General features: G+C 40.8%; 22 protein-coding genes, 2 riboswitches and 1 other annotated feature (1 of these 25 cut by a window edge). Of the genes, 6 read left to right on the top strand and 16 right to left on the bottom strand.

The window, feature by feature from the left end; genetic code table 11:
- Positions 1 to 20 precede the first annotated feature (20 nt).
- A complete protein-coding gene (locus NST59_RS06460) occupies positions 21 to 176 on the bottom strand; it encodes a hypothetical protein (protein ID WP_185847124.1) in 156 nt (51 codons plus the stop codon).
- 192 nt (positions 177 to 368) lie between these two features.
- On the opposite strand from NST59_RS06460, the gene NST59_RS06455 reads away from it, so the two are divergent.
- Positions 369 to 698 carry a MerR family transcriptional regulator gene (locus tag NST59_RS06455; protein ID WP_024424656.1) on the top strand — a complete coding sequence of 110 codons (330 nt, stop codon included), beginning with the start codon at positions 369 to 371 and terminating at the stop codon, positions 696 to 698.
- A gap of 128 nt (positions 699 to 826) precedes the next feature.
- Here the strand turns inward: NST59_RS06455 and NST59_RS06450 are convergent, their stop codons facing one another.
- Entirely contained in the window at positions 827 to 1,198 is a 372-nt protein-coding gene (locus NST59_RS06450; RefSeq protein ID WP_081258444.1) for a cupin domain-containing protein, read from the bottom strand.
- Between the two features lie 209 nt (positions 1,199 to 1,407).
- On the opposite strand from NST59_RS06450, the gene NST59_RS06445 reads away from it, so the two are divergent.
- Positions 1,408 to 2,271: a LysR family transcriptional regulator gene (locus NST59_RS06445; RefSeq protein ID WP_144495094.1), complete on the top strand. Its 864-nt coding sequence runs from the start codon at positions 1,408 to 1,410 to the stop codon at positions 2,269 to 2,271.
- Between the two features lie 65 nt (positions 2,272 to 2,336).
- Here the strand turns inward: NST59_RS06445 and NST59_RS06440 are convergent, their stop codons facing one another.
- The 8 genes from NST59_RS06440 to NST59_RS06405 form a co-directional block, all read right to left on the bottom strand.
- Positions 2,337 to 2,735 carry a hypothetical protein gene (locus tag NST59_RS06440; RefSeq protein ID WP_268502089.1) on the bottom strand — a complete coding sequence of 133 codons (399 nt, stop codon included), beginning with the start codon at positions 2,733 to 2,735 and terminating at the stop codon, positions 2,337 to 2,339.
- A 290-nt stretch (positions 2,736 to 3,025) separates the two neighbouring features.
- Positions 3,026 to 4,384: a magnesium transporter gene (gene mgtE, locus NST59_RS06435; RefSeq protein ID WP_039178033.1), complete on the bottom strand. Its 1,359-nt coding sequence runs from the start codon at positions 4,382 to 4,384 to the stop codon at positions 3,026 to 3,028.
- Positions 4,385 to 4,592: 208 nt separating this feature from the next.
- Positions 4,593 to 4,757, bottom strand: a riboswitch (M-box (ykoK) riboswitch).
- A 134-nt stretch (positions 4,758 to 4,891) separates the two neighbouring features.
- Positions 4,892 to 5,032 (bottom strand): hypothetical protein, encoded by a 141-nt coding sequence (locus NST59_RS06430; RefSeq protein WP_180272400.1) that lies wholly within the window; start codon positions 5,030 to 5,032, stop codon positions 4,892 to 4,894.
- A gap of 76 nt (positions 5,033 to 5,108) precedes the next feature.
- Entirely contained in the window at positions 5,109 to 5,627 is a 519-nt protein-coding gene (locus NST59_RS06425) for a PepSY domain-containing protein (RefSeq protein ID WP_039178030.1), read from the bottom strand.
- A 93-nt stretch (positions 5,628 to 5,720) separates the two neighbouring features.
- The gene (locus tag NST59_RS06420) at positions 5,721 to 6,410 is read right to left on the bottom strand and encodes a PepSY domain-containing protein (RefSeq protein WP_039178029.1); all 690 of its coding nucleotides are present in this window, start codon (positions 6,408 to 6,410) and stop codon (positions 5,721 to 5,723) included.
- 66 nt (positions 6,411 to 6,476) lie between these two features.
- The gene (locus NST59_RS06415; RefSeq protein ID WP_144491157.1) at positions 6,477 to 7,826 is read right to left on the bottom strand and encodes a sensor histidine kinase; all 1,350 of its coding nucleotides are present in this window, start codon (positions 7,824 to 7,826) and stop codon (positions 6,477 to 6,479) included.
- A gap of 3 nt (positions 7,827 to 7,829) precedes the next feature.
- Entirely contained in the window at positions 7,830 to 8,516 is a 687-nt protein-coding gene (locus tag NST59_RS06410; protein WP_039178024.1) for a response regulator transcription factor, read from the bottom strand.
- 210 nt (positions 8,517 to 8,726) lie between these two features.
- The gene (locus NST59_RS06405) at positions 8,727 to 8,930 is read right to left on the bottom strand and encodes a helix-turn-helix transcriptional regulator (RefSeq protein ID WP_039178022.1); all 204 of its coding nucleotides are present in this window, start codon (positions 8,928 to 8,930) and stop codon (positions 8,727 to 8,729) included.
- A gap of 752 nt (positions 8,931 to 9,682) precedes the next feature.
- Here NST59_RS06405 and NST59_RS06400 point away from each other — a divergent pair.
- The 3 genes from NST59_RS06400 (at position 9,683) to NST59_RS06390 (ending at position 13,995) form a co-directional block, all read left to right on the top strand.
- Positions 9,683 to 10,642 carry a S8 family peptidase gene (locus NST59_RS06400; protein WP_039178019.1) on the top strand — a complete coding sequence of 320 codons (960 nt, stop codon included), beginning with the start codon at positions 9,683 to 9,685 and terminating at the stop codon, positions 10,640 to 10,642.
- A 112-nt stretch (positions 10,643 to 10,754) separates the two neighbouring features.
- Positions 10,755 to 10,946, top strand: a riboswitch (cobalamin riboswitch).
- 150 nt (positions 10,947 to 11,096) lie between these two features.
- A complete protein-coding gene (gene metE / locus NST59_RS06395) occupies positions 11,097 to 13,385 on the top strand; it encodes a 5-methyltetrahydropteroyltriglutamate--homocysteine S-methyltransferase (protein ID WP_144490636.1) in 2,289 nt (762 codons plus the stop codon).
- Between the two features lie 139 nt (positions 13,386 to 13,524).
- Positions 13,525 to 13,995 carry a nucleoside deaminase gene (locus NST59_RS06390; protein ID WP_039178016.1) on the top strand — a complete coding sequence of 157 codons (471 nt, stop codon included), beginning with the start codon at positions 13,525 to 13,527 and terminating at the stop codon, positions 13,993 to 13,995.
- A gap of 238 nt (positions 13,996 to 14,233) precedes the next feature.
- Here NST59_RS06390 and NST59_RS06385 read toward each other — a convergent pair whose 3' ends face one another.
- A complete protein-coding gene (locus tag NST59_RS06385; protein ID WP_034281509.1) occupies positions 14,234 to 14,650 on the bottom strand; it encodes an organic hydroperoxide resistance protein in 417 nt (138 codons plus the stop codon).
- Between the two features lie 161 nt (positions 14,651 to 14,811).
- On the opposite strand from NST59_RS06385, the gene NST59_RS06380 reads away from it, so the two are divergent.
- Positions 14,812 to 15,258, top strand: a complete 447-nt coding sequence (locus tag NST59_RS06380; protein ID WP_039178012.1) for a MarR family winged helix-turn-helix transcriptional regulator — start codon at positions 14,812 to 14,814, stop codon at positions 15,256 to 15,258.
- 35 nt (positions 15,259 to 15,293) lie between these two features.
- On the opposite strand, the gene NST59_RS06375 is transcribed toward NST59_RS06380, so the two are convergent.
- The 5 genes from NST59_RS06375 to proB form a co-directional block, all read right to left on the bottom strand.
- Complete coding sequence (locus NST59_RS06375; protein WP_024424643.1) at positions 15,294 to 15,722, bottom strand: organic hydroperoxide resistance protein; 429 nt, start codon at positions 15,720 to 15,722, stop codon at positions 15,294 to 15,296.
- Positions 15,723 to 15,891: 169 nt separating this feature from the next.
- Positions 15,892 to 16,026: a hypothetical protein gene (locus NST59_RS06370; RefSeq protein ID WP_024424642.1), complete on the bottom strand. Its 135-nt coding sequence runs from the start codon at positions 16,024 to 16,026 to the stop codon at positions 15,892 to 15,894.
- Positions 16,016 to 17,152, bottom strand: a complete 1,137-nt coding sequence (locus tag NST59_RS06365; RefSeq protein WP_058838957.1) for a Rap family tetratricopeptide repeat protein — start codon at positions 17,150 to 17,152, stop codon at positions 16,016 to 16,018. The genes NST59_RS06370 and NST59_RS06365 overlap by 11 nt, the downstream gene beginning before the upstream one ends.
- A gap of 124 nt (positions 17,153 to 17,276) precedes the next feature.
- Complete coding sequence (locus NST59_RS06360; protein ID WP_039178006.1) at positions 17,277 to 18,524, bottom strand: glutamate-5-semialdehyde dehydrogenase; 1,248 nt, start codon at positions 18,522 to 18,524, stop codon at positions 17,277 to 17,279.
- A 12-nt stretch (positions 18,525 to 18,536) separates the two neighbouring features.
- Complete coding sequence (gene proB / locus NST59_RS06355) at positions 18,537 to 19,634, bottom strand: glutamate 5-kinase (RefSeq protein WP_039178004.1); 1,098 nt, start codon at positions 19,632 to 19,634, stop codon at positions 18,537 to 18,539.
- A gap of 55 nt (positions 19,635 to 19,689) precedes the next feature.
- Positions 19,690 to 19,790: a binding site (T-box leader), on the bottom strand (it continues 118 nt past the right edge of the window).

Below are 19,790 nucleotides of genomic sequence, written 5' to 3'. Positions count from 1 at the left end.
AAGTGATTTGGATCGGGTGCTTATGAAGACCTCTTATACAAATCATTTTGTATGGCCCTTAGAAGCGCATGTGCATTCTGACCCGCAGCCTGCATGAATTGCTCGAGCAATTCATCCCTCTTCACATCTAATGCGATGATTTCTTTTGCCATACGAATGATCTGTGCTTGCTCCATTATATGCTCCTCCTCCTATGTCAACTCACCATGATTATATGCCGGCGTAAGATGTATTGCACATTATCTGTTATCTTTCCTTCCATAGTTTTTTCATTTTTTTCGTTTTTGTGTTATATTTTCTAACAAACGATAGGTTTTTTTACTTCTCGTTCTATATAATATGAAGAAAAGACTTGCAGGGGTGAGTATATGACGCAGGAAGATGTATCTTATAAAGATAAAAAAGTCATTTCAATCGGGATTGTCAGTGAGTTAACAGGGCTTTCCGTCAGGCAAATCCGATATTATGAGGAACGTAAACTCATTTACCCCCAGCGCTCAACAAGAGGCACACGGAAATATTCTTTTGCAGATGTTGAACGTTTAATGGACATCGCCAATAAACGGGAAGACGGTGTGCAGACAGCTGAAATTTTAAAAGACATGAAGAAAAAAGAACAAGCGCTAAAAAGCGGACAATTTAAGAAAAAAATGCTTGAAGGCCAGATTAATGCACACTTTCGGTATAAAAATCGTTAAACAAAAAAAGAATCGCTTATTCTTTAAAATCAAAGTTTTGTTCGTATTGATTGTTGCAATTGCTGAATGAAAAAGAGACAGCGATTGCTGCCTCTTTTTTAACTAACGCACCTGTTAAGTGCAACGAGTTAGTGTTCATCGATTCGCTCAGGAATCGAAACGGTTCGTTCATTGACCACATTCCCCGTGTTTAGCGTCGTTTTGGGTTCAATTAATAGCAAATGAACTTCTTCTTCAGCAATTGGCTGATGTTCAATTCCTTTAGGAATCACAATAAACTCCCCTTCATTAAGAGCTATTTCTTTATCCCTGAAACGGATGACCAGCTTCCCTTTACATACAAAAAACATTTCATCCTCTTCATCATGGTGATGCCAAATGAATTCACCTTTAACTTTTACCATCTTAATGTATGAATCGTTTAATTCTCCGCTTATTCTAGGATTCCAATAATCATTTATTTGCAAAAATTTCTCTTGGACATTCGTCTTTGAAATCAATAGATTCCCTCCTCATTCATTGGAAACGTTTGTTTTTCTTTTCCTAGATAAAATTCCCTACCTCACCATCCTCCTCATGATCAGATACCAAGGGACACAATTAGCATCAACCTCTTATATCTTTAAGTTTACTTATTCCATTGGATCACGTAAAATCAAAAAATAATGTATAGTTGATCACAATTTGTGATGCAAAAAGGAGAGTTATTTTGGATATTAAATCTTTGGAAGTGTTTAAAGCCGTTGCAATTGAACAAAGCATCACAAAAGCGGCACAGAAATTGAATTATGTGCAGTCCAATGTTACTGCACGAATCCAACGTCTTGAACAAGAATTAGGAGTTCCTCTTCTCTATCGATATCATAAGAAGATATCTTTAACACCTGCAGGACGCGAACTATTGCCCTATGTAAACAAATTACTCTACGATTTCGAAGAAGCGATAGAGGCAGTAAAGCTTTCATCTACTCCGCGGGGAACTTTACACATTGGATCTATAGAGTCAACCGCTTCTACAAGATTGCCAAAGATTTTTGCCGAATATCATAAGAATTTTCCACAAGTAGAATTGAGTATGTATATGGCACCTACAGTAGATCAAGTTAACGCCATTCTTAACTACAAGGTAGACGGCGCATTGGTAGATGGGCCCATTCTTCATCCGGAAATTATGGAGTATCCTGTATTGGACGAATCCCTGGTCCTGATTACAAGCTACTCCTCGGAGCAATTCCAGGTAGAATCAATTTTACACGAACCATTGCTCTCGTCATTCGCTCATTGCATCTATTTAGGCCGTTGGCAGCAATGGCTAGAGAGCAGCGGTTATCCTCCTATGAAGGTAATGGAATATGGTACTTTAGAGGGCGTGCTTAAATGCGTTGAAAACGGCCTGGGAGTTACCGTATTACCAAAATCTATGGTTGAATCCCGGGTGCAAGGCGGCTTTACCTGTCATCCATTACCGGAGCCACATAGAATAGTACCCACTGTGTTTATAAGGCGCCGCGATTCTTACATGACCAGTGCCCTCTCACACTTTATGGAGTTAATGGGCATAACTAATTTGTGATAAAAAAGAGGATAGGAGAGCTAATTTTTGTCAGCTCTTCTATCCTTTTAAAGATACCTTGACTTTTATTTAGAGGATGCCTCAGACCCTTCAACAACCCCTACAAAGTCAATTAGCACACCGCCTCTTTCTGGATCTTCTTTCACCCGGAGGGCAAGTGCCTTTTTCTTCCCGGTTTTTGCATCTTCATAATTCGCATGGAACACATGAATGCTGGCTTCTTCTAATTGAAAGTCCTCATAAGAAAGTGTGTCTATGCCCCATTCTTTTTTCAATTTCAGAATGTCATTTGGGCTCGGTACCGCACCTTCGACGTAGACGTCTTCCATTTTTCTTTTATTTCCTTCAGTGATGGCTTCAAGCATATGCTCTGCAGCCACTAGCCTCCGGTCTTTCCCCTCGTCTTCCCTTTGACATGCATTCAGCAAAAGCAAACACATCAAAATGAATAAAAACTTCTTCATGTTTCTCTCCCACCTTCTCCTTAAAATGTAAAGGATGGAAGCGCTATATGCAATCTTTATACAAAAAAAGCCTGTAAAACGTCATGTTTTACAGGCTTAGATTGTGGACAAAGGATGGTCCTTTGTCTACCTTTCAGCACGATCTGAAAACCTTTGAAGTCTAGGAAGGACGAGTACCGGAGCGGAGCGAATTGAACATTCGTGAGCACCGGCACGCAAGGACTGACACCGAATGCAAGGGTTTGTCAACGCGCTGAGACTGTAAAACGTCATGTTTTACAGTCTTCTTGCTACATAAGTGTATGGAGGAACGCTGTCGCAATTCCAAAATAGATGAGCAGTGATAAAATATCATTCAATGTTGTAATAAGCGGCCCAGATGCAATAGCAGGGTCGACGTTTAATCTGTGTAAAATAATAGGCACGATCGTACCTGCCATCGTTCCAATAATCAGTGTGGCAAGTAGTGAGGACCCGACAACAAAACCTAAAATCATATTGCCCTGCCACACCATTGCGACGACTGTAATAATGATGGAACAGACAATCCCAATGTAAATACTGGTCCGGAGCTCTCTAAAAATTAGGCGCATAATGGTTTTTTTCGTTAATTCTTCTTTTGAAAGTCCTCTAATGACGACCGCTAGCGACTGTGTCCCTGTATTCCCTGTCATCCCAGCAATCATTGGCATGAAGAAAGCTAAGGCGACGACTTGCTGAAGGGTATCTTCAAAGTAATTTAAAATACTGCCTGAAATCAGCCCAATGAATAAAAGTAAAATGAGCCACGGGAGACGGCGGTATGCTGCAACAAAAGCGGGCGTGTCGAATGTAATATCTTTACCGGAGGCTGCGAACTTCTCATAGTCTTCTCCTGCCTCTTGGATGACGACATCAATGATATCATCGACTGTGACGATTCCGACGAGGACATTGTTCTCTTCCACAACAGGAATGGCAAGAAAATCATACCGTTCAATCAGCTTGGCGATTTCTTCCTGATCCTGAAAGGCCCCAACGGCAATGACTCTTGTAAACATAAGATCCTGCACTTTTTCATCTGGTTCACCTAAAATGAGATCGCGGTACGACAGAACCCCTACAAGCTGCTTTTGATCGTTAATAACATATAAATAGTTGATCGATTCTGCAATTTCAGCAAAGCTTTTCAGCTTCACAACTGCGTCCTGAACCGTATAGTGCTGAGGAATCCATACGTACCGGTTGGTCATAATCCGGCCTGCTGTCTCAGCAGGATAATTCATGAGAAGCTGGACGGCCTTTGATTCCTCTGCCTCCATGTTTGATAAAAGCTGATCTTTCAGCTCATCATCCATTTCATCAAACAAGTTGGCTAGGTCATCGTTATCCATTTTGTTTGTGACGAAGGTGGCTTTGTCTTTCCCTACTTTTTCAAGCACAATTTCTTGGTACTCGCGCTCAAGCTCACCCATCATTTCCGTCACATCATCGACTGTTAAAAAGCTAAGGAAGCGGCCGCGGTGTTTTTCTGGAAGTTCTTTAAATAAATAGGCCATATCATATGGCTGAAGTTCTTCCATAATGTTTTTGAATTCTTTGCGTTTGCCATCTCTTAACAAAATAATGATTCTTAAAATGAGTTCATCGTACGTAATGTTCTGTATCATCGCTGTTACCTCCCCAAAATCAGGAGATACCCGAATCCCTTAGAATGTGCGGGGGTCAGGATCTCCTCTGTCTGATGCGTCAATCTGATCTTCTGACATACTCTCTATGTGTCTCGAATCGGGATGATCCATCCCCACACCTCCTTTTCTCATAAAAAAGCACCTTCAACCGAATGAAGGCGCTTTGTAAGCATGACAAAATAAACACTTGCTCCTTCAATCGTAGAGCTTTAGCACTGTATGGCATAGGATAAAATCCAGCTGCATTAAAAATCACCTTATGTCGATGATTTCTGTTGACCCATTGGCGTCTTTGGACATTTTTGGGCAGCAGCGTATCTCCATACAGGAGCCTCACCTAACGAAGTCTCATATTGTTAACACACTGAGATTACAGAAAAAGCGGAATGATGTCAATAAGCAAGATGCCAAGTATTCTTATGTATTCGCTTACTTTTCAAAAAAAAGAGCGATGGACAACTCTTACCATCGCCCTTTCCTGTCTTTTTATTCCTCTTCCGGCTGATTCATATCCTCTTGGGAGAGGAGATGAAAGGAATCATGCAAAAACAAAGCATATCCTTCTCCATCAGGATGCGGAACGTATTCCGCATAATCCATTGTCTGCTCTTCTTCTTTTTTCTTCATATTCTCTCGCCTCCTTTCCCGTAGTTTGTCCCAATGAAAAAACCTTACACATGAAAGTGTAAGGTTTGATGATGGCTTAATCATCCCATTCTTGCTTCAGGATTTTGCCCGTTTTAGCGGAAATCTCAAAATCAACTTCTTCGCCGCTTGGTGTTGTGATTTCAACTTCATAGATGTACACACCATTTTCTTTATCTAGATCAGAATCGGTGACTGTGCCTTTTACTTTTGCAAGAGCAATTTTTTCAGCTTGTTTTTTCGTGATCTTCACATTCTGTTTCTTTTCTTTGACTGGATCATTCAGCGCTTTTCCAGTTTTTGCATCGACATATACTTTATATTCAAAGCCGCCTTTTTTAATCTCGACCTCATACACCCATTTTCCTTTTTTACGCTCAAGATCCACATCGTCTACATAGCCTTTCACCACTTTTAAGGCTGCTTTTTCAGCTTGTTTCTTTGAAACAAAAGACGATTTCTTTTGCACGACTTGCTCGGCGTTTGCTGTTTGATTTGTATTTTGCGCTTGAAGTGTGAAACCACCTGCGACAAGAGTTCCCGTTAATGCTGTAGCTACTAGTACTTTTTTCATCATGTTCATTTCCTCCTCTTTTTGATTTCTTCTATATCTTAAGAAAACAAGATGATAAAGGAAGGAAAGAAACATGAGAATATCATGAGAAAAGGATTAGTTTTCGTACGTAATGCCCTCAATGTCTCCTGTATAGGCGTTCACAAGTACCTCTGCCTCTCTGCCGTCAGGCAAATCCAGCTCCACCTCAAAAACGAGCATACCGCTGAATGTTTCAAGATCGGCATCATCCACTGTTCCGCCAACTTCTTTGACGGCAATTTGGATCGCTTCCTCGACAGTGATTTTTGTGAGCTTCTTTTCTTTAGAGGTTGGTTTTTTCTTTTCTGCTTCAAGCACCTTGAATGACTGTTTGTCGACCTCGACTTGATACAATTCTTTTTTTGATTGGATGGTAAAAATAAAACGATCTGTCGTCTCTTTTTTTTGAATGACGGTTCCGCTCACCTTTTTAACAGCCGCCTCTTCTGCCTGGAGCTCAGCATTTTTTTCATTCGGCTTCTGATAGCTTTTTAACTGTCTAATTTCTTTCATTTGACCGCTTGAAGAAGATGCAATGATTTGGTAGATGCCATTTGCATTTTCCAGCGTCAATGTATAGTCCTGTTTATGGTTGATTAGATCAATATGTGTAATGTTTCCATTGTAGTCTTTTGAGATCATTTTTTTCATTTCTGCTTCACTTAATATTTTATGATCAATGGTTTGGATCATGAGCATTGCAAAGGCCGCAAGAATTGCAAGACATCCTGCGAGCGCAAGCACCATTTTCGTTTTTCTAGACATGCAGCGCCTCCTTCCTATTTCCTATTTTATAAGGAGGAAATGAGAAATTGATGAGAAAAGACCCATTCATTTCTGAAAAAGAATGGTCATGGCTGTCCCTTCGCCGATACGGCTGTCTACCTTCAGCTCGGCCCCATGTTCTTCTGCAATTTGCTTCGCAATTGAAAGACCAAGACCGGTTCCGCCCGTCTCGCTGTTTCTCGCTTCATCCACACGGAAAAAGCGGTCAAAGATTTTCGGCAGATCCTCTTCTTTTATACCGATTCCTTGATCAATCACTGAAATAAACGGCTTGTCTCCTGCCCATCCGCAGGTCACATCAACTGGCTCTCTACTATATTTGACCGCATTATCAATTAAGATGGTCAAAAGCTGTTTGATTTTCTCTTCGTCTCCTTCTGCGATCAGCGGCTGATCTGTCTGCACATGGAATTGGATCGTTCGATTGGTGGCCACTTCAAGTGTATGACATAGCTGCTTGCACAAATGACCAAGATCAACCGGCTTCATATCCAAGTATAACGGCTGACCGTTTTTCGCCAATGTCAGTAATTGATCTGTCAGTCTTTTCATTTTTTTCGCTTCATCATGAATCGCTTGGGAAGATTCTTCTACAACCTCTGGACGTGTTTGCCCCCAGCGTTTTAGTAAATTGCTGTAGCTCATAATGACGGTAATCGGAGTCTTTAATTCATGAGAGGCATCATGCAAAAATTGCTGTTCTTTTTCATAATGCTTCTCGAGAATCTCGGACATTTCATTAAAGGTTTGTCCCATTTGATATAGTTCATCCTTTGAATCGCCTGTTAATTCAATTCGTTTAAACGCCTTCTCTTTCATACTTGCCTTCATGGTACTCGTTATTCTGCTAATCGGCCGGACAATTTGCTTTGTTAACACGTGGCCAGCAAAATAGGAAAGCACAATAAACAAAACGCCGGTTGTGATTAAAATCATTTTTAATAACGCTAAGTTCTCTTCCGTATTTTCGATTTCTTCATATACTTGAAGCGACATAATCTCACCATTTGTCCAAATGACCGGAATAGCAGCGAACGCAACCATATGCTTATTGTATTCTTTGATTTCAGCCGTCTGGCCAGATTCGTATGTAAAAGGCAGTGAGCTAAACGTTGATTCCTTTGTGACAGTCAGTTTTGACTCTTCCGATTCTGTCACGACACGGATCATGCCATTTTGAGGCAGATACGCCTTCAGCAGCTCCGAGGACGGAAGACCCTCTTCCTCTGATTTTTTTAAAGCAATGGCAATATTTTCAGCCACCTCAGACAAACGGGACATATCTTTTTGCGTCAAGGTCATCGAAAAAATAAAATAAATGGCTGTATGAAACAAGAGCACCATTAAAAACAAAGACAACGACGTATAAAGCTGAATCTTATTTTTTAATCTCATTCTTTATCCTTTCATCACATAACCCACACCTCTCACTGTGTGAATCAGCTGTTTTTCGAATGGGTAATCGATTTTTTTCCTTAAATAACGGATATAGACATCAACCACGTTTGTATCACCAAAATAATCAAAACCCCAAACCGCTGTTAAAAGCTGATCTCTTGTGAGCACTTGCTGCTGATGGTTCAGTAAGTGGACAAGCAGATCATATTCTCTCGGCGTGAGTTCAAGCATTTGCCCAGCCCTTTGTATTTCTCTTGTTTTCTCGTTGACCGTTAAATCTGCTATGCTCAGCTCTGTCTCCTTTTCTTCTTGTGCATGTATATTCAGTCTTAGCTGCGCGCGAATTCGTGCTAATAATTCTTCTATGTCAAAAGGTTTTGTTATATAATCATTCGCCCCAAGATCGAGCCCGCTTACTTTATCAGGGACACTCCCCCTTGCTGTAATCAAAATAATAGGTGTCGCTGTATTTGTCTTTCGAACCCTTCTCAGCACTTCAAGACCACTTAACTCTGGAAGCATGACGTCAAGCAGCACCAAATCGAAGCTGTCTTCTTCAAGAGCCTGAAGGCCGGCCATTCCTGTCTCTTTGACTGTCACCTCATATCCTTCATATTCAAGTTCAAGTGACAGCACCCTTGCGATTTTCTTTTCATCTTCGACTACGAGTATCTTCCCTTTGTTCATCTCTATCTCTCCTATCTGAAAGGCAAGCTTGTCTTTCCATTATTATATGTTGCCTTTCTCATTTGGAACAGTCACAATCTTCACATCTATTTTTTCATAAAAGAAGAAATATATTGAATGAAGTTGTTTTTTAACACAGTAACCGCACATCAATTGAAAGGAAAATAAAACGGCTAACCACTCAAAAAAAGACCTCATCTTGAGGCCTGTTTACTTTTTTATAGGTCTGCTGACAAAGAGCTGATCTACTGAAGTTCCTAAAACAAAAGCTATGTCAAAAGCTAATTGCAAAGTGGGGTCATATTTATCATTTTCGATCGCATTAATGGTTTGTCTCGACACCTTACAAAGTTTAGCTAATTCTTCTTGAGACAATTTATTAGATTTTCTTAGCTCTCTAATATGATTCTGCATTTAATCACCATATTTTTTTCTGTAAATGAGGAATGTGAATACATATATTATTGAAACCACAGACAGGAACGCGATAGGTGAAATCCCAATCCCCTGATTTGAGTTCCCTTGAATCGTTAGAAAAATATTTTGTGCGACTTCTAATAAAAGCATACCGAAAACCACAATAAACGCATAAGATTGAGCTTTCGAGTAAATAAATCTCTTTCGTTCATCACCCTTTTGAATCATCGAAGTGATCAAAATGAACAATCCGATCAATAATATTATAACTGAATAGACAACCTTTACGTAATCCAATCTTTAGTCCCCTTTCAAATAAAATGTCAAATATTCTTTACATTTATAATCATAGCATTAGTCCCTTAAATGTCAAATACTTTTTACATTTCTTATTCTTTATAAAATTATCATTGAAAAGCAATATTCTGCTCTCATGGTTTATCTATTTTCTTCTCTTCTTTCATCTATTGATTCTTTTTCAATCTGCCTATTTTAGTTCTATTCACCCATTTTCATCTGTACAGGTGCAACCTCACTATGCAGCATTTCCTTCTTTTTCATATGATATCAAGAGTTTTCTTCAAAAGGTGAGCTCTTTCGTCAATAAGTGAGGAGAACTGCACTTTTGATAATAGATTGATTATTTGAAAAATTATTACAATTGACCCTTTCCGATCAAAAGTTTCTTTTATACAATAACATTATGCAGCCTGAATCTACTTTGAAAACAAAATAAGGAGGGCTTTCTTATGAAAGGTGAAATTCGCTTAATTCCGTATGAAGTAAAAGCCAATGTGATGGAAGCGAAAGAGACGCCGGAAAGTATTCAGGAGATTAAAGCACCCGAACTTTGGTCAAGTGGCTTCAAAGGAAAAGGCATAACCATTGCTGTCCTTGATACAGGCTGTGACACAGAGCATCCCGACTTAAAAGATCAGATTATCGGAGGAAAGAACTTTACCGATGATGACGATGGAGATGCTGAAAATGTCAAAGACTACAATGGGCATGGTACCCATGTAGCAGGAACGATTGCCGCAACAGATCAAAATGGCGGAATTTTAGGGGTTGCCCCTGAAGCCAAGCTGCTCATCGTGAAAGTTCTTGGCGGTGAAAATGGCAGCGGAAAATATGAATGGATCATTGATGGCATCAACTATGCTGCAGAGCAGAAGGTTGATATTATCTCCATGTCTCTCGGTGGTCCAAGCAATGAGCCAGCCCTGCAGGAAGCCATTCAAAATGCGGTGAAAAGCGGTGTGCTTGTTGTTTGCGCAGCAGGAAATGAAGGGGACGGGGACGAGCGTACGGAAGAGTTCTCCTACCCAGCAGCATACAATGAGGTCATTGCCGTCGGTTCTGTTTCCCTTGCTAGAGAATCCTCTGAATTTTCTAATGCCAATAAAGAAATCGACCTCGTCGCTCCAGGAGAAGACATTTTATCCACTCTCCCTAACCATAAATATGGCAGACTCACAGGGACTTCAATGGCTGCCCCTCACGTAAGCGGTGCACTAGCCATTATTAAAAATGCCGAAGAAGAAGCGTTCCAGCGCAAGCTGACAGAGCCTGAGATCTATGCTCAGCTTGTCAGAAGAACCCTTCCATTAAAACAGTCGAAAGCCCTTGTAGGGAATGGATTTTTATATTTAACTGCGCCTGATGTCCTTTTAGAAAAAACATTGGAAGCAGATCTTTTATCTCTATAGCTTAAATAGAGATCCTGAGAAAAGTAAGAATTTTCTCAGGATTTTTTTAATTAAAATTATTCAAAATTTACTTTGACGAAATGAAGTGAACGTTATATAATCGAACACAATAAATTCATAGTTTGAGAGTCGGTAATTCGATTACACGTCGAATTTTAATTGGGAAGACCGGTGAAAATCCGGCGCGGTCCCGCCACTGTGAGTGAGGAGAGCTTTTCTCAGTAATCCACTGTCATTAGGATGGGAAGGATGAAAAGCTTGCAGATTCACCAGCCAGGATACCAGCCGCTCTATCACATCAAACCCCCTACGGTTGATAGGAGATGTCGGAAAAGCGTCGGTGATACTCACGCCTTATTTCGCACACACATTTTGTCTTTTAAACCAGACATTTACCTCATCAATCTTGATCATGAGCGTAAATGTCTTTTTATATTTAGAGGAGGAATTGGAATTGACAATTGTTAAAACAAGTAATCTAGGCTTTCCGCGAATTGGTTTAAACAGAGAATGGAAAAAAGCACTTGAGTCTTACTGGAAAGGTCAAACAGACCGCGAAACCCTCTTAGGCACACTGGATGAACAATTTTTAACTGCCATTAAAACACAAATCGATCAACAAATTGATGTTGTACCTTCTGGAGACTTTACCTTCTATGATCACGTACTGGATACTGCTGTTATGTTCAATTGGATTCCAGAGCGCTTCCGCAGCTTAAAAGACCCGCTAGATACATACTTCGCGATGGCAAGAGGGACAAAAGATGCCGTCTCAAGTGAAATGACAAAATGGTTTAATACAAACTATCACTACATCGTTCCAGAATACGAAAAAAGCACAGAATTTAAACTCACACACAACAAACCGCTTGAAGCTTACGAAAAGGTGAAAAAGGCATTTGGTGTTGAAACAAAACCGGTTGTACTTGGTCTTTATACATTTGTCTCACTTTCTAAAGGTTATGAAGCAAATGAAGTGAAAGAAATCCAGCAGCGTCTAGTGCCGCTTTATACGCAGCTTTTAAAAGAACTTGAAGAAGCCGGTGTCAAATGGGTTCAAATTGATGAACCTGCACTTGTCACAGCTTCAAGTGAAGACGTAAAATCCGTAAAAGAAATTTATCAAACGATCAAAGAAGCCGTACCTGGCTTGAACATTCTTCTTCAAACCTACTTTGATTCAGTAGATGCGTATGAAGAGCTTGTCACATATCCTGTTGAAGCAATCGGTCTTGATTTTGTCCATGATCAAGGGCGCAACCTGGATCAAGTGAAAAAGCACGGCTTCCCGAAAGATAAAATTTTAGCAGCTGGCATCATTGATGGAAGAAATATTTGGAGATCAGATCTTGGGGAAAGATTATCCTTTATTTCTGAAGTCATTGCTGAGGCTCAGCCGAAAGAAGTGTGGCTGCAGCCATCAAGCAGCTTACTGCATGTACCAGTTGCCAAACACCCAAGTGAACAGCTTGAAGAAAAACTATTAAACGGACTATCTTATGCCACTGAAAAGCTGGCTGAATTGACATTATTAAAAGAAGGTTTAACAAAAGGAGCAGCTGCCATTGATGCCGACATTAACGAAGCAGCACAAGCACTTCTTACCTTAAAAGAGTTCGCAAAAGGAACAAATGCGGATCTCACAGCGGAACGCAACAATCTTTCATCGAAAGATTTTAAACGTCCAGTTGCCTTTGAAGAACGCCTGCGTATCCAAAACGAATCTCTTGAGCTCCCGCTTCTTCCAACCACAACGATTGGCAGCTTCCCGCAGTCTGCCGAAGTGCGCAGTGCTCGTCAAAAGTGGCGCAAAAATGAGTGGACAGATGCAGAGTATGATGAATTTATTAAGAAAGAAACAAAACGATGGATTGATATTCAAGAAGAAATTGGCCTGGATGTGCTCGTACATGGAGAATTTGAACGGACAGACATGGTTGAATACTTCGGTGAAAAGCTAGCCGGATTTGCCTTTACAAAATTTGCTTGGGTACAATCCTATGGATCACGCTGCGTGAAACCGCCAATCATTTATGGAGATGTAGAGTTTACAGAGCCAATGACAGTGAAAGAGACAGTTTACGCACAAAGTTTAACAGAGAAAAAAGTTAAAGGAATGCTGACAGGACCTGTTACCATCTTAAACTGGTCTTTCCCAAGAACGGATATCTCTCGAAAAGACATTGCTTTCCAAATCGCTTTCGCTTTGCGTAAAGAGGTAGAAGCTTTAGAGGCAGCTGGTATTCAAGTGATCCAAGTGGATGAGCCTGCGCTAAGAGAAGGACTTCCGCTCAAAGAAAGTGATTGGGCAGAATATTTAAACTGGGCAGCAGAGTCATTCCGTTTATCCACATCATCCGTTCAAAATGACACACAAATTCATACACATATGTGCTACAGTAACTTCGAGGATATTGTCGATACGATCGAAGACTTGGATGCTGACGTGATTACAATTGAACATTCACGCAGTCATGGCGGATTCCTCGATTACTTAGAAAAGCACCCGTATTTGAAAGGACTTGGACTAGGCGTTTATGACATCCATAGCCCGCGCGTTCCATCTGTTGAAGAAATGAGCGAAATCATTGATGATGCGCTGAACGTTTGTCCAACAGATCGCTTCTGGGTGAATCCGGATTGCGGTCTAAAAACTAGACAAGAGCCTGAAACCATTGCTGCTTTGAAAAACATGGTCACAGCTGCTGAAGTCGCTCGTAAAAAGCTGGCGCAGCACGCATAATTGAATACCTCTCCCCTGCTGAACGTGGCAGGGGTTTTTTATGTGCAAATTGGCCTGTTCGATCTTCTACTATGAAGATTTCTTTTCTAGCATGATTCGTTTATACTAGAGAAGTCAGTCGAACAAAGGGAGGAAGACAATGAATCACGAAGATTTTTTACAACGCGCAATTGATCTTGCAGTAGAAGGAGTCAATAGTGGAACTGGCGGCCCTTTTGGAGCAGTCATTGTCAAGGATGGTCAGATTATTGCAGAGGGAAGCAACAATGTGACAACGAGTAATGACCCTACCGCACATGCAGAAGTCACAGCCATTCGAAATGCATGCCAAACTCTACATACATACCAATTAGAAGATTGCACTCTATACACAAGCTGCGAGCCTTGTCCGATGTGCCTTGGCGCTATTTACTGGGCTAGACCAAAAGCGGTGTATTTTGCTGCTGGACATCAGGATGCAGCGGATGCTGGTTTTGATGACTCGTTTATTTATGAAGAAATCAACAAAGAATACGAATCAAGAAATATACCATTTTACAAGCTGACACCTCAAAAAACCCTTGCGCCATTTGAAGCATGGGAAGCATACGATAAAAAGAAAGAATATTAAAAAAAGACACCTGCTCGTAAGCAGGTGTTGCGAATTGTTGACAAAGGGCTAAAATGGTTTTTATTTTAGCCCTTTGTCTTCTATTCAGCGTGATAAAAAACCTTTGAAGTCTAGGAAGGGCGAGCACCGGAGCGGAGCGAATTCGACATTCATGAGCACCGGAGCGCAGACCTGACAATGAATGCGAGGGTTTGTCTACACGCTGAGACACCTGCTCGTAAGCAGGTGTCTTCTACTATTACTCCGCCACTTCAAGCTCTACTTCAATGTTCCCTCTTGTTGCTTTTGAATATGGACAGAATTCATGTGCAGCATGGACAAGCTCTTTCACTTTGTCATGATCATGACCTTTCGCAGACACAATCAGCTTTACGCCAAGCTTAAAGCCGCCGTCGCTTTCATCTTTTAAAAGACTGACATGTCCTTCTACTTCCGATTCAATTTCTATCCCTTGCTTCTTGGCTACCTGTTCAAGTGCTCCTCCGAAACAAGCTGCATAGCCTGCTGCAAATAATTGCTCTGGGTTTGTACCAGTCTCTCCATCTTTCTTTGCGTTAGGCATGACAATGTTATGATCGAGCACACCATCTTCTGAACGAACATGTCCAGCTCTTCCATGCTGCGCCTTTACTTTTGCTGTGAATAATGGTTTCATCTTCATCTCCTCCTTTATCTATTGATCCTTTTCACGTTCTATTCATTTCTCAAACATTTATCGCACATTGAACAATTTTTCATTTTTCGTCTGTATTTATTTTAAAAAGGAAGAAAATCTTATACAATGATAAGTATGACAAAAAATAGTTGGTGACTGACATGACAAATGAATTTGAACATATGAAGCTGGAAAATCAGCTTTGTTTCTTGTTATATGCAAGTTCACGAGAGATGACGAAGCAGTATAAACCGTTATTAGAAGAATTAAACATTACGTATCCGCAATATTTGGCACTGCTTTTATTGTGGGAGCATGGAACATTAAATGTGAAAACGATGGGAGAGCTTCTCTATTTAGACTCCGGTACACTCACACCCATGCTGAAACGAATGGAGCAAAACGGACTCATTATCCGAGAACGCTCGAAAGAGGATGAGCGGTCTGTGCAAATTCGTTTAACGGAATATGGAGAACAGCTAAAGGAAAAGGCTACTGCAATTCCGTCTCACATGCTGACTGGGACAGGCAGATCAGAAGAAGAGCTAAAAATACTGCGCGCCTCTTTACATGAGCTTTTGCAAAATTTAACACAACCAAAAGGCTGAGGGAACGATCCCCTCAGCCTTTTATTGATGTCTAATTATTGTGCGACAGCTACTAGTTCTACTTCGATATTTCCTTGAGTTGCTTTTGAATATGGACATACACCGTGTGCTTTATGAACAAGTTCTTCTAATGCTGACTGCTCAATGCCAGTTCCCTTTACTTCTAATTGAACGCCTAGTTTGAAGCCGCCATCTGAACTGTCTTTTAATAAGCTGACATGTGCTGTTACTTCACTTTCAAAACGGATACGCTCTTGTCTTGCTACCATTTGAAGGGCAGAATCAAAACATGCAGAGTAGCCTGCTGCGAATAATTGCTCTGGGTTTGTTGCTTTTTCAAGTTTTTTTGCTCTTGGTGTTCCAGGCATTGCTACATCATGCTCAAGTACACCATCTGTTGAAACAACCTTTCCTTCTCTTCCTCCGACAGCTGATACCGTTGCTGTAAATAAAACGTCTGACATGAATATAACCCTCTTTCTCTCCAATAATATTTTCTACAATTGAATTGTACACAATTTAAATTGCGGAGTCAATCAATAAATACTCTTTTTTAAGTTTTCCTCCCTGAACCCTTTTTATGAGCATGTCCCAAAATTGTTAGACATAAAAAAAGCCCTTTAACAAGGGCTTTTAGATCGTGTCATGCTGTGGATTCGGTTGTTCTAGCGTATGGTTTCTGTTATCTGGATCGGCATTTGCTGCTGCCAGCCACAATGCCATGATGGTGATGCTTGTACAGACGACTGCCCATTTTTTAAAATTCATATAAACAATCCCCTCTCTGAATATAGATTCGCGCATGTTCCGCTTCCCCATAGAACATGGAAGATTTTTCATAATCCCCCATTTCATTATAATACTTTGCGGTATCTAATGCCAGCTCCTCTATATCAGGATATGCATAGGCAGACTCTAAAAAATGGAAAATTTGTTTCATATGCTCCGCATCTTGTCTTAAATACAATGCTTCTAGAAATATGGTTTTCTGAATATGAATGTCATCTTGAAGAGCTTCTGCTCGCTTCATACATTCTTCTCTGTAGTGTAATGCTTCTTCGTGTTTTCCTTGTTTGTATAATATCTGAGCGGCTGTATAAAGAGGGTCTATAGATCGACGAAGATGATCGGATTGATTTTGATCAAATAACGAGATGGATTCTTTCATTAATTCGAGTGCGCGGCCTAAGTCTCCCATTCGGTAATAACTGTTGCCCATATTAAATAAAGAGGAGGCAATAAAACGCACATTCTGAAACTCTCTTGATCTCGCAAGTGCTCTTTCGAGATGTGGTAATGCTTTTTCATGCCTTCTCATATCATCGTAGTTACCGGCCACAATAAATTGACACTGAATGGTGCGAAGCGCATACAGTTCATGCTGAACATAAACATCCAGCGCTAGTTTAGCATGGTGCATCGAGATATGCGTTTGTTTCATGTGGTAATATATTTCTGACATTTTAAAATGAAATTCCGCACGTTCAATATCATCTGATACAAAAGAAAGCTTGTGCTCTGCCTTTTGATAAGACGATATGGCAGCAATATACTCCCTCCGTCCGAATTCATACATGCCTCTGAAAAAATGATAGTAGTATTCAAGCATGCCTGTGACATGCGTTTGATGCTCATCTATTTCTTTCGAAAGCTCGGAAAAGTTGGCGCGAAGCTTTCCTTCCTTTAATGGCTTTAAATAATCGAGCATGACCTCATGCCGAAATTCCATTAAAGAAAAATAGAGAAGCAAATTCTGATCTTCTTCCATTGAATCAAGAGAGGTGCGAATTTCCTGTTTTAACTGTTCTGCTTGTTCTGAATCAAATCTGCGGATTAATTCATACCACTTGTTGATTTTCACTCCAATATCCGAAGAGGGAATGATTTTCGCCATACGTTGCCTTCTCCAATCTTCTCAAAATATAAAACATTACCATATTTTATCATACTTGACCGGAGAAATACAAAAATGAAAGGAAAAAGAGAGCCTGTTGTCACAAGACTCTCTTTTGAATTCGTTATTCTCTTATTTGTCCTTGACCACGAATGACAAATTTTTCAGACGTTAAGGCTGGCAGACCCATTGGTCCTCTTGCATGAAGTTTTTGTGTACTAATACCTATTTCCGCTCCATAACCAAATTCAAATCCATCTGTGAAACGAGTAGAAGCATTATGATAAACAGCGGCTGCATCGACAGCTGTTAAGAAAAGGGCTGCATGTTCATCATTTTCTGTAATGATCGCTTCAGAGTGCTTAGAGCTATATGTTTGAATATGCTGAATCGCTTCTTCTAAGTTTTTTACTATTTTAATGCTGACAATCGGTGCTAAAAACTCCGTTGCATAGTCCTCAGTTGTCGCTAATGCAGCACTAGGAGCAAGCGCGCAAACGGCTTCATCACCGCGTATTTCTACCCCATTTGATTGAAGGGCTTCAAATAACGAAGCACCGTAGGTTTTTGCCCAAGTTTCATGAATGACAATGCTCTCAATCGCATTACAAACAGATGGTCTTTGGGTTTTGGCATTCAGCACAATCCGCTCAGCCATTTCGTTTTTCGCTGTTTCATCAATGTAGATATGACAATTTCCTGCACCTGTCTCAAGCACCGGCACAGTAGACTCTCTCACTACAAGATCAATTAAATTCTTCCCTCCGCGCGGAATGAGGACATCGAGGTATTCATTTAAGGTGAACAGTGTTTTCGCCGTTTCACGGCCAGTATCTTCAATCAATTGCACACTGTCTACTGGAATATCCGTCGTATGAAGCGCTTCATGAATCACCTTTACAATCGCTTTATTACTATGAATAGCAGATGAGCTTCCGCGCAGAATCACAGCATTGCCAGTTTTCAAGCAAAGGGTCGCAGCATCGACTGTCACATTTGGTCTTGCTTCATAAATCATACCAACCGTTCCAAGCGGTACACGGACCTTTTCGATGAATAGACCGTTTTCTTTTTGAATGGTTTCTAACGTTTCACCAATTGGGTCTTTTAGCTGAATGAGTTGAAGGGTCGCGTCTGCAATGGCTTCAATTCTCTCTTCCGTGAGTGTGATCCGGTCAATGACAGATGGCGTGAACTGCTTTTCCTCAGCCGCTTGAACATCCTTTTGGTTCTCCTCTATTAAATAAGCTGAAGATGCTTTTAGTGCACTTGCAATGGCGTGCAAGGCAGCATTTTTTTGTTCCGTCGTTTTTAGAAGCAGCTGATCTTTAGCTACACTTGCTTTTTTTGCTTTTTCAAGAACTTCATTCATCGTATTCCCTCCTCAGTTTTGTACATGCTGTACCCAGTGATCTCGGTGTATGACCTCAGGCTTCTCTTTTGAAAGCTCGTCACTTCGCATTCCTTTAATGCCAAGAAGCTCATCGGATGCGTACAAGGTTTGTCCCTTACCAACTAATCCGTTTGGCCCGACGACTTCTACAACCTCTCCTTTAGAAAAGTCACCAGCGACATCAATGACTCCTGCCGGAAGAAGACTTCTACCATTATGCAAAATCGCCGCTTCCGCTCCTGCATCAATCATGATCTTTCCAGAGACCGGTGAGTGGAATTGAATCCATTGACGGCGGTTGTTCACAGCTGATAAATCCTGTTCACCGATATACGTTCCGTCACCTTGACCCGCAAGAATGCGAAGCAGTTTGTCTTCCCCAGTGCCTGTACCAATGAAGACTTTCACACCAAGTGAAAGTGCCGTTTGTGCAGCAGACAGCTTCGATTTCATTCCGCCTGTTCCAACCTTTGAACCAGTGCTCTTTGCATATGAAAACAATTCTTCTGAAATGTGAGTCAGGACATCAAACCGCTTCGCCTCAGGATGCTCATTTGGATTTGCATCATAAATGCCATTGATGTCTGTTAATATGATCAATTGGTCTGCATGGATTAATCCACTGACAAGAGCTGACAGCATGTCATTATCCCCAAAGGTAAGCTCCTCGATGGAAACTGAATCATTTTCGTTTATGATCGGCAAAATCTTTCTTTCCAGCAGCTCCATCATCGTTGCGTAAGCATTTCGATATCTTGTTCGATCTGAAAAGTCATTACGTGTTAAAAGCATTTGAGCAGGTGTCATCTGAAACTGTGAAAAAAGCTCTGTATATTTTTGCATTAACAAGCCCTGACCAACGGCAGCGGCTGCCTGTTTCCCCTTTAAGGTCACAGGTCTTGATGGATAGCCTAGGCTTCCAAATCCTGCCGCAACGGCTCCTGATGAAATTAAAATGATTTCATGCCCTGCTTCTTTGAGCTTTGCTATGGCTCTTACATGATCCTGCATCTTTTGTTCATCAATCGCTCCTTTTTGCTCTGTTAATGAACTGCTGCCAATTTTTATGACGATCCTTTGCTTTTTCATCCTTGATTCCCTCCGCTATACCTTTAGGCACAAAAAAATCCCTTTTTCTCCTTATGTAAAGGACGAAAAGGGATTTTCCGTGGTACCACCTTCATTGAATAAGCATGCGACATGCTTATTCCACTCAACTCCTGTAACGCCAGGCACGCGCTTAGA

Origin of the sequence: Bacillus sp. FSL R5-0439 (assembly GCF_038008805.1) — a bacterium.
Taxonomy (GTDB): Bacteria; Bacillota; Bacilli; order Bacillales; family Bacillaceae; genus Bacillus; species Bacillus safensis.
This window is presented reverse-complemented; position numbering and strand designations above follow the sequence as displayed.

Excerpts from the sequence above, each read along its gene's own strand:
- NST59_RS06455 (WP_024424656.1), top strand. The coding sequence starts at position 369 with ATGACGCAGGAAGATGTATCTTATAAAGATAAAAAAGTCATTTCAATC.
- NST59_RS06365 (WP_058838957.1), bottom strand. The coding sequence starts at position 17,152 with ATGGCGAAAATCATTCCCTCTTCGGATATTGGAGTGAAAATCAACAAG.
- NST59_RS06410 (WP_039178024.1), bottom strand. The coding sequence starts at position 8,516 with ATGAACAAAGGGAAGATACTCGTAGTCGAAGATGAAAAGAAAATCGCA.
- NST59_RS06405 (WP_039178022.1), bottom strand. The coding sequence starts at position 8,930 with ATGCAGAATCATATTAGAGAGCTAAGAAAATCTAATAAATTGTCTCAA.
- NST59_RS06420 (WP_039178029.1), bottom strand. The coding sequence starts at position 6,410 with ATGTCTAGAAAAACGAAAATGGTGCTTGCGCTCGCAGGATGTCTTGCA.
- NST59_RS06430 (WP_180272400.1), bottom strand. The coding sequence starts at position 5,032 with ATGAAGAAAAAAGAAGAAGAGCAGACAATGGATTATGCGGAATACGTT.
- NST59_RS06375 (WP_024424643.1), bottom strand. The coding sequence starts at position 15,722 with ATGTCAGACGTTTTATTTACAGCAACGGTATCAGCTGTCGGAGGAAGA.
- NST59_RS06390 (WP_039178016.1), top strand. The coding sequence starts at position 13,525 with ATGAATCACGAAGATTTTTTACAACGCGCAATTGATCTTGCAGTAGAA.
- mgtE (WP_039178033.1), bottom strand. The coding sequence starts at position 4,384 with ATGATACAGAACATTACGTACGATGAACTCATTTTAAGAATCATTATT.
- NST59_RS06380 (WP_039178012.1), top strand. The coding sequence starts at position 14,812 with ATGACAAATGAATTTGAACATATGAAGCTGGAAAATCAGCTTTGTTTC.
- NST59_RS06385 (WP_034281509.1), bottom strand. The coding sequence starts at position 14,650 with ATGAAACCATTATTCACAGCAAAAGTAAAGGCGCAGCATGGAAGAGCT.
- NST59_RS06440 (WP_268502089.1), bottom strand. The coding sequence starts at position 2,735 with ATGAAGAAGTTTTTATTCATTTTGATGTGTTTGCTTTTGCTGAATGCA.
- NST59_RS06425 (WP_039178030.1), bottom strand. The coding sequence starts at position 5,627 with ATGATGAAAAAAGTACTAGTAGCTACAGCATTAACGGGAACTCTTGTC.
- NST59_RS06460 (WP_185847124.1), bottom strand. The coding sequence starts at position 176 with ATGGAGCAAGCACAGATCATTCGTATGGCAAAAGAAATCATCGCATTA.
- NST59_RS06415 (WP_144491157.1), bottom strand. The coding sequence starts at position 7,826 with ATGAGATTAAAAAATAAGATTCAGCTTTATACGTCGTTGTCTTTGTTT.
- NST59_RS06400 (WP_039178019.1), top strand. The coding sequence starts at position 9,683 with ATGAAAGGTGAAATTCGCTTAATTCCGTATGAAGTAAAAGCCAATGTG.
- NST59_RS06370 (WP_024424642.1), bottom strand. The coding sequence starts at position 16,026 with ATGAATTTTAAAAAATGGGCAGTCGTCTGTACAAGCATCACCATCATG.
- NST59_RS06360 (WP_039178006.1), bottom strand. The coding sequence starts at position 18,524 with ATGAATGAAGTTCTTGAAAAAGCAAAAAAAGCAAGTGTAGCTAAAGAT.
- proB (WP_039178004.1), bottom strand. The coding sequence starts at position 19,634 with ATGAAAAAGCAAAGGATCGTCATAAAAATTGGCAGCAGTTCATTAACA.